Source organism: Acidilobus aceticus, from assembly GCF_055392325.1.
This window is the reverse complement of record NZ_AP042407.1, coordinates 1101914-1114543: the sequence shown is the minus strand read 5'-3', so window position 1 is coordinate 1114543 and position 12630 is coordinate 1101914. Positions and strand designations below refer to the sequence as shown.

The 12630-nt window shown below is 53.6% G+C and carries 11 protein-coding genes; 2 read left to right on the top strand and 9 right to left on the bottom strand.

From position 1 onward, the window contains the following. Positions 1 to 56: 56 nt before the first annotated feature. Complete coding sequence (locus tag ACZ5OO_RS05875) at positions 57 to 1004, bottom strand: molybdopterin-dependent oxidoreductase (protein WP_158303778.1); 948 nt, start codon at positions 1002 to 1004, stop codon at positions 57 to 59. A 130-nt stretch (positions 1005 to 1134) separates the two neighbouring features. On the opposite strand from ACZ5OO_RS05875, the gene ACZ5OO_RS05870 reads away from it, so the two are divergent. Further along, a complete protein-coding gene (locus ACZ5OO_RS05870) occupies positions 1135 to 2784 on the top strand; it encodes an ATP-binding protein (protein WP_013266244.1) in 1650 nt (549 codons plus the stop codon). On the opposite strand, the gene ACZ5OO_RS05865 is transcribed toward ACZ5OO_RS05870, so the two are convergent. The 4 genes from ACZ5OO_RS05865 to ACZ5OO_RS05850 are packed head-to-tail and all read right to left on the bottom strand — an operon-like array spanning position 2665 to position 6305. Next, positions 2665 to 3279, bottom strand: a complete 615-nt coding sequence (locus ACZ5OO_RS05865; RefSeq protein ID WP_083773993.1) for an adenylate kinase family protein — start codon at positions 3277 to 3279, stop codon at positions 2665 to 2667. The genes ACZ5OO_RS05870 and ACZ5OO_RS05865 overlap by 120 nt on opposite strands. Further along, a complete protein-coding gene (locus ACZ5OO_RS05860) occupies positions 3272 to 4336 on the bottom strand; it encodes an AIR synthase-related protein (protein ID WP_013266243.1) in 1065 nt (354 codons plus the stop codon). Before ACZ5OO_RS05860 ends, ACZ5OO_RS05865 begins: the two co-directional genes overlap by 8 nt. Beyond that, positions 4330 to 5322, bottom strand: a complete 993-nt coding sequence (locus ACZ5OO_RS05855) for a methionine synthase (RefSeq protein WP_013266242.1) — start codon at positions 5320 to 5322, stop codon at positions 4330 to 4332. Before ACZ5OO_RS05855 ends, ACZ5OO_RS05860 begins: the two co-directional genes overlap by 7 nt. After that, entirely contained in the window at positions 5319 to 6305 is a 987-nt protein-coding gene (locus ACZ5OO_RS05850; RefSeq protein WP_238523620.1) for a uroporphyrinogen decarboxylase/cobalamine-independent methonine synthase family protein, read from the bottom strand. Before ACZ5OO_RS05850 ends, ACZ5OO_RS05855 begins: the two co-directional genes overlap by 4 nt. Before the next feature lie 143 nt (positions 6306 to 6448). On the opposite strand from ACZ5OO_RS05850, the gene ACZ5OO_RS05845 reads away from it, so the two are divergent. Next, entirely contained in the window at positions 6449 to 7642 is a 1194-nt protein-coding gene (locus tag ACZ5OO_RS05845; RefSeq protein ID WP_013266240.1) for a thiolase family protein, read from the top strand. A gap of 2 nt (positions 7643 to 7644) precedes the next feature. Here the strand turns inward: ACZ5OO_RS05845 and ACZ5OO_RS05840 are convergent, their stop codons facing one another. The 4 genes from ACZ5OO_RS05840 to ACZ5OO_RS05825 all read right to left on the bottom strand — a co-directional run bounded on the left by ACZ5OO_RS05840 (position 7645) and on the right by ACZ5OO_RS05825 (position 12623). Continuing rightward, a complete protein-coding gene (locus ACZ5OO_RS05840) occupies positions 7645 to 8634 on the bottom strand; it encodes an acyl-CoA thioesterase (protein WP_013266239.1) in 990 nt (329 codons plus the stop codon). Between the two features lie 155 nt (positions 8635 to 8789). Beyond that, positions 8790 to 9257 (bottom strand): Fur family transcriptional regulator, encoded by a 468-nt coding sequence (locus ACZ5OO_RS05835; protein ID WP_148217099.1) that lies wholly within the window; start codon positions 9255 to 9257, stop codon positions 8790 to 8792. Positions 9258 to 9353: 96 nt separating this feature from the next. After that, positions 9354 to 10589: an Nre family DNA repair protein gene (locus ACZ5OO_RS05830; RefSeq protein ID WP_464078020.1), complete on the bottom strand. Its 1236-nt coding sequence runs from the start codon at positions 10587 to 10589 to the stop codon at positions 9354 to 9356. Positions 10590 to 10598: 9 nt separating this feature from the next. Beyond that, on the bottom strand, positions 10599 to 12623 hold the full coding sequence (locus ACZ5OO_RS05825) for a beta-CASP ribonuclease aCPSF1 (RefSeq protein ID WP_013266236.1): 2025 nt from the start codon (positions 12621 to 12623) through the stop codon (positions 10599 to 10601). Between the last annotated feature and the right edge of the window lie 7 nt (positions 12624 to 12630).

The following is a 12630-nucleotide window of genomic DNA, read 5'->3' as shown; positions in this document are numbered from 1 at the left end:
GAGTGGCCTATAGTAAGGCTGCGCACGCATCAAGGTTCTAGCGCCAAACGGAGCAACTACCAACAAAGGTCGACCAACGATGGATTCCTTAGTTTAAACCTCTCATTATGGGACACCAACCCCCTCTCGTGATAAGCCAATGCCTCCCAGTAGCCATCCTCGTAGTCCCTCAAAAGCTCGATCATTGAGACCCACTTAGTTCCCTTCCAGCCGTATAGAAGTGGACTGAAGATCCTTGCAGGACCCCCGTTCTCATCAGGCAGGGCCTTACCATCCATGCCCACTACGAGCGCTGCGCTCTCGACCGCTACATCAATTGGCATTACAGAGGTGTAGCCGGAATGGCTCCATGAGTAGACCCACTTAGCGCCTTCCAAGCTATCGAGCTTCCTGAAAAGGTCTCTCAGTGGAACCCCAAGATACCTCCGGCCTTTAACGCTCCAGCCTGTGACGCAGTGGAAGTCCTCAGGTCCCAGGTCCCTGGCCTCGCTCATTATGTCAGCGAGCCCCAGCTCTACAGAGCTGCCGTCAGGCCCCACTAAGACCAGCTTCCAGGAGCCCCTCTCAATCCTTGGGATCTCCCCCTCGGCTGAGTAGATTACAAACTTAGGTATGGCCACCTGGCCAGGGGGCAGCTCGGCAGCCGTGCACTCCTTAGAAGTCATTACTTGGCTCAGGACTTCGCCCTCCTTAACCTCACCTCTCTTAAGCAGCTCCCCCTCGGGCGGCATTAAGGCAAGGCCGTTTGTGAAGAGGACGCCGGTCAGATTTATGAAAAGTGACTTCCTGACAACGACTCTGAGCTGGCCTACCTCGCTTGCCCCGCTGATCAACTTGAACACGTATAGATCGTAGGACCTTCCTATCAGTTCATGGCCAGAGTAGATGGCGTTCAAGTCAACAGAGCCCGTCAGTTCAATGACCTTCCTTAGCCCAGCCGTAGCCTCACCCTTGACATCATCTAGCGACGCCAGCTTGTCCGTTGAGGAGCACTCAAAGGCCACTGGCATACCTATTTTTGCGAGCCTCCGATTAAGGTAAGCTCTGCACCCTAAGATGTTAGGTACGGCCGTCATATCTCCCTTCCGGAGCAGAGGGGCCCAGAATTTAAGGCAGAGATACTTACGGATAGCCATGGAGATCAAGAAACTAATAGACGGCGTGCCCAGGAGATACAGGCCGTTAGCCTCAATACCAAGCGCTGCGATCATAGCCAAACTGCTGCTGGACGCTGGGGTCCTCAGGATACCAACGGGCCTTGCAATTGATGCCGCAGGCGCTGCCTTGCTCTCGTCCGTGGCTGGCGTTTCAATAGCGATAAGGAGGCATAACAGGAAAGCGCCATCTAACAACATGAGTTTCAGGATAATAGAGGTCGTGACCACGGGTACCGCTGAAGAGAGGGCTCAGGCCTCCCAGCTGTTGGCCTCCATAGTGAAGGAGAGGGCTAAGGCCGGCAGAGCTAGATACATGGTAATTTCAATGCTTCAGGGAGGCTACAGCAGGACCCTCATAGGCGTCATGAACCCAAACCCCTCAGAAGTTAGCATTGAGGCTGAGATCTTGAAGACCCTCATATCAATGAACGTTAAGGGCGCCAGGCTTAGCGAGCTGGAAGAGGTGCCGGAGTCCCTAGTGAAGGGCCTTGAAGCTCTCGAGCCTACCGGTAAGGGCGAGCCGGTCATAGTAGAGCCCTCCAGGGGCTCCCTCCCGTTAATGCCTTCGGAGGGGCAAACGACAGGGCTTAGACTTGGAGTTGCCTACGAGGGCGCCTACCCGAAGCCTGTGCAGCTCACCGTGGATGATATAAAGGGTCACGTGGCTATTTTCGGCTCAACGGGCACGGGCAAAACCACGACCTTGACTACAATACTTGAAGGTCTCAGCAGCATTGGAATTAATTTCGTGGCTTTTGACTGGGCTGGCGAGATAAATAGGCTAGTCAATGACAGCTTGGAGAGGTGGAGCCCCCTCAAGGATGGGGGCATTAACCCGTTTACTGACAAAGGGCTCCGGTCGTCCCCAGAGCTCCTGCTGGACGTGCTTAGCAGCGCCATGAATCTGACCCAGCCTCAGAGCTACATAGTTATGAGGGTCTTCAACGATGGCATACCAAGGAGCTTCGGCGAACTTCAGGAGGCCATAGAGGCATACCCTGAGGAGGCCAGGTGGGACAGGGAAGTCAAGAGGGGGCTGTTAAGGAAAGTCGCCATAGTTGCCAGCGCTAAGTTCTCCGGCATCTTTAACGGCTCTGTGGACCTCGAGGAGCTGGAGGAAAGCCCAAGGATAGTGCTGCTTGACGAGATAGAGAGCTACACCGTCAGAAGGGCCTACTCCCTAATAATGCTTGCAGCCATGTTCTCCCACAGGAACAGGACTAAGCCCGTGGTGGCTGCGATAGACGAGGCCCATAACCTCTTCAGCGACGATAATGACCTCCTGGGCCACATAATGGCTGAGTCTAGAAAGTACGGGCTCTACATAGCCCTGGCAACTCAGAGCCCCTCGGCGGTGCCTAACGACGTGTTACTGAACGCCAACACTAAGATAGTTCACGCCCTTAGGAGCCTCAGGGATAAGGAGGTGGTAGTTCAGAGCATGAACTTATCCCATGACATGATTAACCTCCTTGATAAGCTGCAGCCTGGAGAGGCCATAGTTCAGTCACCCACCATTGTAAACCCCATTCTCGTAAAGGTCCAGCTCAGAGCCCCACTGAGGGACGGCGTTAGCAACGGCCGGGTCGGAGAGCCAGTCAATGTTAATGCCAGTCCTCCACTCTGAAACGCCGGATATGACGCTGGAGAGCACGGACTGAGGGCTCATACCTGTCGTGTCAACCTCTATAGTCATATCGCTGTAGTCCATAAGCTCATCGGCCACGGAGCCCAGCGCCTCGGCCATCACGTTCTCAAGAATCTTGCGGCGAGGCCAACCCCTTGACAGGAGCCTCTCGAACAGCACAAGCGGGTTTAGCCTGAGAAGAACAACGAATGGAACTAGCTCGTTAAAATTTGCGAAGTCTAAGAAGAGGGACGGGTAGTGAGTCGGCACAATAGTGCAGGGGCCCAACTTATTCAGTATAGAGTTTACAAGGCGCTCTTCATCAATTATGAGCGTTCCAGGCCTCTCTGGGTCCGGCCTCCCCAGGCCCTCTTTTACAGCCACCTGTGACGGCTCAACTACATTACATCCCAGCTCCTCCGAGAGCAGGCTAGAGAGGGTTGACTTGCCAACGCCTGGCGTCCCAGCAACTATTATTACGAACTGCTCAGTCATTAGGCTCCCTCCCTCTAGACCATAACTTGGCAACCTCGTCCTCCGGCGGCGACGAATACACCTGCTCTGAGCCTTTTCCTTTGACAATTAACTTGGGGGTCCTAGAGCTTCCTCCCACCACGCCTATAACTGATGATTTAACACCCAGGTCCCTGAGGAGCTCAAGAACCCTCTCTTTGTTCTCGGGCCTTACCGTGGCTATGAAGGAGCCGCTTCCCATGGACTTAAGCGGGTCCATTTTAAGCGCAGTAAATATCTTCCTTGTTATGTCCTCCACCACAACGCTATCACTATATATTGTTATGTCGTGACCAGAGGCCTTAGCAACCTCGTAAGTGGCGCCTATGAGACCTCCCTCAGTTATGTCGTGCATAGATGTGACTAGCCTCCTCTCTGCCAGGGGAAGGGCGTAGTTCATTATGCTTGCCCTTGAGATCAGCGAGGATGCCTCACTAATTTCGCTCTCACTAAGGCCAGCGCCAAGGAGGAGGTCCTTGAAGTCGTTAGCTATTATAGCGGTAGCCTCCATGGCTGTTGGGTTAACCTGTATAACTATATCTCCTTCCTTAGCGCCTGCGGTTGTTACTATGTAGTCGTGTCTGCCGCATCCCATCACGGTGGCTATTACTATGGCGTGTTTCAAGCCTGGAGACGCCTCGGTATGGCCGCCTACTATCTCTATCCCCAGCCGCCTGGCCTCTGAGGAGAGCTCGCTCACGACGGCGCTGAGCGAGGAGAGCAAAGAGCCTACAGGCATTAGCACGTCAACTAACATCCACTGAGGCCTTACTCCCCTCACAGCTATGTCGTTAGATGCCACATCAACTGCCAGGGAGCCCACGCTGAAGTGGGACTCCGTTATAGGGTCGCTGTGAACTGCCATGACGCAGCTCCCCAAGTCTATTAAGGCCGCGTCCTCCCCTATGGCCGGGCCCATGAGAGTCGACGCCCAGGTTAATCCTCTTACCCTTGAGAGCACTATCTGCTCAAGAATCTCTTGGGGCAGCTTGCCGGTCCAGCCACCCTCATAAAGTCTTATGCTGTAGTCATCTACCATTCGCTCCTGGCCTCCGAGGCGGCCTTAACCATGTTGACTAGCTTGGCCTTTGCGACCTCGCGAGGCAATGGCTTGAGACCGCAGTCCGGGTTTATGTAAACCTTCTCAGGGGGTAGCACGTCAAGCTTCATTAGCTTCTCTATGGCTTCCTTCACCTCCTTCACCGTCTCAACCTGCATGCTGTGAACGTCTACCACGCCGTAACCAAGTTCTTTGTTGTAGCCGTACTCCTTCAAGTAGGGCAGCAGCCTGAAGTTGCTGTTCTTGAACTCAAGAGCGAACTGGTCGACAGGATAATCCAGTATATAGGGCAGAATTCTTTCAAGCCTACCGTAACATATGTGAACTACCCTCTTAGCCTCTATGCCGGAGAAGACGTAGCGCAGCGCTTCCCCCGCCAGCTCAGCCTCCTCCCTCCAGGGCCTTGTTGAAAGCGCAGGCTCGTCCACCTGTATGTACTTGGCGCCTGCCCTAACAGCGTCAAGGACCTCCTCCCTTATCACCTTGGCTAATGCCATAATAAGCTCACTCCTGTCTTTGTAGTAGACGTTGAAGCTCCACTCCATCATGGTATAGGGTCCGGTTATTATGAACTTCACGGGCCTCCCGCCGCTTATTGATGAGGTGTAAAGCCAGTCCTCTATTGCAAGCGGCGAGGTCCTTATGAGGGGCCCCTTAATTATAGGCTTCCTGAAGTACATGTTATCGTAAATCCTTACCCACTCGCCCTCCTCATAGCCCTGCACCCGCTGCGCGAAGTAAACTACCATGTCTTCACGTGACTGCTCACCGTCACTGACTATGTCTATCCCGGCCTCTAAATAGTCCTTTACAACCTCTGCTATGGGACCTCTTATGAGCCTGTGGAACTCCTCCTCGGAAATCTCACCGCGGTCCCTTCTCTTTATCAGCTCGCTGGCCTCTGGAAGCTTTGGGTAACTGCCTATCACCGTGGTTGGGAACTTTGAAGGCACTTGATAGCTCACTGTGACATCACCTCTCCAAGCCTTTCAGTTATGGTAGAGAGTAGGTAAGCCTTTCTGAGGCTATATGTATACGGTATCACATCAAACCAAGTAGTGGTTGTGAGGCCTATCTCCTCATCACCTGCTTCCTTGGAAACCTGGAGCGCCCAGTCCTTAATTTTATTAAAGTCGTCACTCTCTATTCTCCTGGCGTCTATGACTCCTAGAATTGGTTTATGGCCCCCAAGGCCCTTCTTTGCTATAAGCGACAGCGCCCTGGTGGGCGCATCAGCTACGTCTATGGAAATATATGTTGCCTTTATGTTCAGAAGAGCCTCGTAGACGTCCTCCCTGGCCACGTCAAAGTATAGCGATACAACTGTAGGTACCTTGAGCCTAGATACAATGCTATTTATGAGCTCGACGCCTAATATTGCATCATCCCTAGAGAGCTCCTGGTCAGTCATATAGGGCTCGTCTATTTGTATGAGCGCGGCCCCCGCTTCCTCCGCAGCCTGCGCTTCCATTGCAAGCGCCGACGCTATGCTCTCTGCCAAGTCTTCTTTGCTTAGCTCGCTTGCATTCTTGGACATCAGGAGGAACGTCAGAGGACCTGGTATAACGGCCTTGAGCGGGCTAGGCTCTGCTATGTTGCTGAAGGCTCTTATCCGCGGGGGCCATACAAAATGATCAGGGTCTGGCCTATCAGTGAACACTGGCACCCTGTAGAAGAAGTTATTATCAAAGTACCTTAGGAGGCCGCTCACCGCGACGTTTCTCCATGCATTAACGAATGGCCTGAATATGTCATGCCAGTCAACCATTCCGTCGACCACATACCTGAAGCCCAGGGCCTCCTGAACGCCTATCACTGCTGCCTCCTCCGCGGTCACGTTCCACTCTATGCTAACCTGTGAGCCTGCACCCCTTTCCATGTCCCTTAACGCATGCCTTGCCTCCCTCGTGCGAGGAAAACCCCCAAGCACCATAGACCATAGCTTCAATAATTGACACCCGCTCTCCCAGTGTTAGTGGCTCTTTTAAGCTTGAGCCGCATAGCCGAAGGCCTTGCGTGGTCCTTGACCTTATTAATGCCTCAAGAAAAGTCATTATAAGCCTCTAAGTTCTGTCAGAGCTGGGACGCAATATGCCCAAACTTAAGCAGAACGTTTACATAGTAGACGGCGTTAGAACGCCTGTCGGCAAGTTTGGAGGCGCTTACAAGGACATACCGGCTGTTGATCTGGCATCATTCACGCTTAAGGAGGTCCTTGAAAGGGCTGGTCTCAAGCCGTCAGACCTTGACATGTTAATTTATGGGCACGTGATAAGGGCTGGCACTGGTATGGACTCAGCTAGGCAGGTAGCAATAAAGAGTGGGGTGCCTTATCACATAGACTCAATGACCGTTGACATGGTATGCGCAAGCGGCATGGCGGCTATAATAACAGCTGCCAACTATATAGCGTCGGGCTCTTATAACGTAATTGCCGCGGGTGGCATGGAATCTATGAGTATGGCCCCCTTTATAATTCAGTCATCCGCAAGGTGGGGAATGAAACACCTCATAGGTAGGGAGTGGCAGATCTTAGACGCTATGGTATACGATGGCCTCTGGGACGTGCTTCTTAATAAGGTCATGGGCGAGGAGGCTGACATGACGGCGGCCGAGTATAACGCCCCAAGGGATGAGCTAGATAGAATATCATATGAAAGCCATGAGCGTGCGGCTAAGGCGTGGGATGGCAACCTGATGAAGGACTTCGTGGTACCCTATGAAAAGAATGGAAAGGTAGTATTAGATCATGACGAGGGGATAAGGAGGGACACCAGCATAGAGAAGCTCAAGTCGCTGCCCTACGCCTTCACCAGCAGAGGACCTCACACCGCGGGCTCCAGCAGCCAGCTCAGCGATGGGGCTGCAACTCTTCTCATAGCGAGCGAGGAGGCCGTTAAGTCGCTTGGTCTTAAGCCCATAGCGCGCATAGTAGGCTTTGCCTACCACGGCGTTGAGACCTGGAGGTTCCCCGCGGCGCCCGTGGGGGCTGTGAAGAAGCTGCTTGATGACGTCGGGTGGACTATTGATATGGTTGACTATTGGGAAAACAATGAGGCCTTCGCAGTGAACAGCTATATAATGCACAAGGAGCTGGGGATACCCTATGACCGCATGAACGTCCATGGAGGCGCCATAGCAGTCGGCCATCCGTTAGGTATGAGTGGCGCAAGGATAACCCTGGAGCTGATTAACGTCCTGAGGAGGCACGGAGGCAAGAGAGGGGTAGCGTCAATATGTCATGGACTTGGAGGGGCAGCCTCCATAGCCATAGAGTTAGTCTAAGGCTAGGGCGCCAGCCCCTTCTGTGCCAGAAGCTCTCTGACTTTCTCTGCGTTATCCCTGAAGGCCTGAAGGCCTTCAAGCCTCAGGCTCCTCCTCTCCTCAGCCTCTGCCATAAGCTTCTTCTGCCAGTCCTCTGTCGGTGTAAAGGGTTCCACGGGCTCGCTCCTGCCAGTGGGGCCTACATGGACTAGCGTAAAGTAGCTCGTCGTCGTGTGGCGCTCCTCGCCAGTTATCTCATCCCGCTTGATTACCTTAGCCATCACCTCCATGCTTGACTTGCCCACATAAGTCAGCGTGCTATAGGCCACTATAGTCTCCCCCAGGAGTATCGGAGTGTAGAAGTCGGTGCTGTCCACAGAGGCTGTCACCACTGGCCCGCGAGCGTACCTTGTTGCCACTAAGGCGGTTACCTCATCAAGGAGTCTCATTAGCCTCCCAGCGAAGAGGGTGTTTATCTGCATAACGTCCTCAGGCATCACAACCTTATTAGTTACTACCGTATACTTGTCGAGGAGGCCCCTGGGAGGGGACGTGTCAAAGACCCTCTGCCTTCTATCTTTTATCCTCTCTTCCCTGGCCTTCCTTCTCTTGATAGCGTCCTCGTAGAGGGCCTCTTCCTCTGGGGTTCTAGGCTCTATGCAGACCCCCACGGGGACGGGCCTCAGGTCTCTTCCCACGGCCACATAGGTCATGTGGGCTAGCGTCGTTAGCCTCTTCTCGTTCATTATTGGATTCTCGGCCTCTACCAAGAGGCTGAGGTCAATGCTGCTGTTGCCAACGTAGTCAACCCATGCCGTTATTATGGCGTTCTCGCCGACAAGCACGGGTGAGAGGAAGTAGAGGCTTTCAAGACTTGCCAGCAGCGTCGGCCTCCTGGCTATCCTGGTTGCCTCCATACTCGAGACCTGAACCATCCAGTCCTCCATGATGCCTCCAAATAACATCCCCAGGGGGTTAGCATGCATAGGCAGCGCTTGAAACACGGATGTCATGACAGTCTGCAATGGCGACAGTGTTCTTTCGCAGCTAGCTCGGGCCACCTAAACCACCACCTTAGAGTGCTAGAGTTTATTTAAAAAGGTAGCACTGCTCCTTTGACACGCGAGCTAGAACGGGTTCGCGTTCGCCTAACGAACCTTCAGCTGAGCTAAATAAGGTTGGAGATGCTGTCTCCTGGCCCTCTGTCTTCCTTCTTTTCCCCGCTGCAGTAGGCCTCAACCACTATCTTCTTAACGTTGAGCCCCTTTGACTTCAAGGAATCCATGACCGTGGATGCTACGTCACCATCAACGTCAAAGATCTTGTCAGAGTCCAGGCAGTACACGTTTATGTGAGGTATAGGCTGATCTATCCTCAGTTTATCATTTACAATGAATGTGTCCACAATGCCCATGCTCTCCAGCATCTTTATGGTATTATAGACCGTGGAAATGCCCACACGGGGAAGCTCCTCCTGCGCGGCGTCGAAGAGCTCCTTAAGCGAGGCGTGCTCCTTGACCTTTGATAATATAAGTTTTGTCAGGAGGACTCTCTGCGGAGTTATCCTCTTGTCCTCAGAGCTTATCTTTTCCAGCACCTCCTGCAGCTTTGATTTTACCCACTCGTCCTCTGCCATAGCTAGCACTCTGGAACCCTTTTGTGTTGAAAAGTTTTTATACTTAACTTCATATTAATACTGTCACCCGCTGAGTTAAGTTACAGCCGGCCTTAGCTACCTTAGGAAGTCTGTCAACCTTCTCTGCCTCGCCCTAAAGCCCAACAGGGAGCTCTGGGCCAACACGCCCTGAGGGCTCGCCCTGAGCCAGCTAGCTGCGTACTCGGCAGCCGCCTGCACGCTATCGAATACCTTCGACTCGCTCGACATGGCCCTCCTGACGGTCTCGCGTATGTGCCAGTTGCCCACTGGGGCATAGTATGTAGGCAGGATTTCCCTTAAAATTACAACGTCGGCTTTCTTTGCTGAGCTTCTCAGGCCCTCAAGCACCGCCAAACGGGCCGCGGAGAAGCCGCCGTCCATGGCTGATGCCCTTCCAAGCGGGTCCTCCTCTACTCGCTCCACTATTGGCCTCTCGGCCTGCTGTGTCCAGAGGCCCCTCGGATGCCACACCTCTATCCACTCGAAGGTGCCCTCGCCAGGCATAAGGATTACTAAGAAACGGTTCCCTAAGTACTCCGCTTCCCTTGCCTCAACGCTGTCAACGCTTCTAAAGTCCCTCACCTCTCTCCTTAACCTTCTTGAAATTATATCGTCAACTGCAGTTATTGCCCACCTTGTTGGAACCAGCTTTCTGGCCCTGAGCCTTCCAAGAAATCCAAGGCTTAGCATGTCCTGTATCTTATAGACGTCGACACCTGCCTGGTAGAGTTCCCATATTATATCTTCAGCTTTGGCATCGTCCCAGATCGCCTCCTCGGCCTTTCTCTGAAGCTTGGGAGCCCCACTCACAATAACCTTCTCGGCTGGGGCCCTGGGCCCCATGGGTTTTGTCATGCCGTCAAACTTGAGCTGCGGAAGCGGCAGTGACTTCAGGAGTACGTCACTCTCCACGGGCCTCTCCGAGAGCGACGCAAGCCCTAGCTCTGTCTCGTACAACCTCCAAGGTTCATTGACGTCAAGCCTTACATAGGCGGATACCATCTCCCCCCTGAGCTTCACTATATTACCGAGGGTCTCCCTCCTCTCCGCCCATAGCTTAGGCGCATCATAGTACGCCGCCTCATCTGATGACTTACCTGGGGGCACCATGTAGTAAAACGAGACCTTAGGGTATCCATACTCGCCGACCAGCACGCTTGGAGGCGTGGAGCCCACCACGTCCTTTCCATTTATCCTCTGCACGGCGTTTACCTGGACTCTGAACCTCTCCAGTATGGGGCACCTTGGCAGGCCGCAGAGTAGCTTGTAGCCCTTGCACCTGGCGCACAGCTCAGGGGGTATGGAGGGCAAATCGCTCCCTCAACTGTAAAGTAGGGCGTTGTGCAGTTTTGAGGATCTGGGGTATACCCTTATGGTCTCGAGGTTCTCGGGCACCACCACCTCTGGGGATGCATCAAAGCCTAGCTTGTCCCACCTACCCTTAATTGTTGAGGCCAGCGCGGAAAGCCCAGCAGGCTCGCCATGGTTAAGTATTATGGTCCTGGGCTTTGGCGCGAGCCTCCTCAGGAAAGCCAGCAGCTCACTCCTGTTGGCGTGGCCTGAGAAGCCCTCTATTCTTGCGACCTCGAGGTTCACCTTGTACGTCTTAAGCCTGTTCTCGTCCTCTAACTGTACTTCCCGCTCACCTTCAACTATTCTCCTGCCAAGCGTCCCAGCCGCCTGATAGCTCACGAAGACTAGCGAGTTCTTCTGATCGCCCGCTAATGCCTTAAAGTACTCAAGTATGGGACCTCCTGTCATCATTCCACTTGTTGAAATTATTATCGCTGGTCCCTGGCTGTATATGGCTTCATCCCTCTTGCTCTGGTCGTTCACGAACACCATCTGTGGTCCAATGAACGGGTTCGCTCCTTCGTTGAGTATCTGGTCCCTTATCTCCTTCGAGAGGAGCTCCGGGTAAGCCGTATAAATTGCAGTGACCTCGTAGATTAGGCCATCTATGTAGATGGGCATCTCAGGTATTTTCTTCTCCTGCATAGCCTTGTTGAGGAGGACCATCATGTCCTGCGACCTTCCCACTGCCATGACTGGCAACAGCACCTTACCTCCCCTCTTATAGGTTCTGTTGATCAGATCCATCAGCTGCTGCTCAGCTTCTTCGCGGGTGGGCGTCTCCGTGGCTCCGTAGGTGCTCTCCATTATTAGCGTCTCGATGCGGTGGAACTCCGTGTTGGCAGGGGGCTGGAGTCTCAGGGCTTTGTTATCCCTTACGCTGTAGTACTTGAGGTCTCCTGTGTAAAGTATGTTGTAAAGGCCCTGACCTATGTGTATGTGCACCAGGGCAGAGCCCAGTATGTGGCCGGCGTCGCTGAAGGTGAGCTTTGCGTCAGGCGAAAGGTCGGTGACGACATCGTAGTTTACTGTTATAGTGTGATTAAGCATAGTAATCAGGTCCTTCTGGGTGTAGGGGGGCTCCTTGCCCTCCCTTATGTAGAGGTTTATGAAGTCCTGCAACATGAGGGTGGCTATGTCGCGCGTGGCAGGAGTCATGTATATGGGCCCACGGTAACCGTACTTGTAGAGCATGGGGGCCAGGCCCACGTGATCCATGTGAGCGTGCGATATGACTACAGCATCCAGCTCGTCAAGCCTCAGCTCAGGGGCGTCAAACATGGGGTATGCGTCAGGGCCAAAGCCGCTCTGGGCGAAGCCAACATCAAGTAAAATCTTGCTCTCCGAGGTATCTATCAGTATACAGGACCTACCGACCTCCCCGAAGCTTCCAAGGCCAGTAATTCTCACGTAACGGGGCCCTGAGATCATGTCCCTGTAGATCCTCTCCCCTATCTCCCTGAGCGCGTGCCTCCTCTCGCCTGATGCCATCAGGTAAAGAGTGTTGAGCGACGCCAGCGTCTTGCTGACCAGGGGCGGCTTCCTCTGCACCTCAAGCCTCCATCCTGTGGCCGCTAGAACCTGGTTCCTGAACGTCTTGCCCTTCCCTATCAGCTTTCCGGGTTTGTCAGTTAGCACCCTCACCTCTCCAAGGACTTCATCAAACTGTATGTCGCTCGGGTCTATGGTAACGTCCTGAGGGGCGTTCTCAAGTATGTACTTTATCGTGGCCTCCCTGGTCGCCCTGGCCTTTGGGTCGCTCCTAACCACTATCCTCTTCCTGAGGAGCTTGGCGAGCTCCTTTACTTTCTCCTCGCCCTCCAGCATCCATTTGGGGTTCTTAACGTAGATCGCTATCTCTGGGCCCTCAAACTCTATCTTGGCTATCTCAGCGCTGCCGAGGTTCTTGTATATCTCCTCGACTATTCGTCTCCGCAGCTCAAGCCCTGATATCAGGCGCCTCTCTTCGCCTGGTTGAGACTGGCTCTCCAAAGCTGCA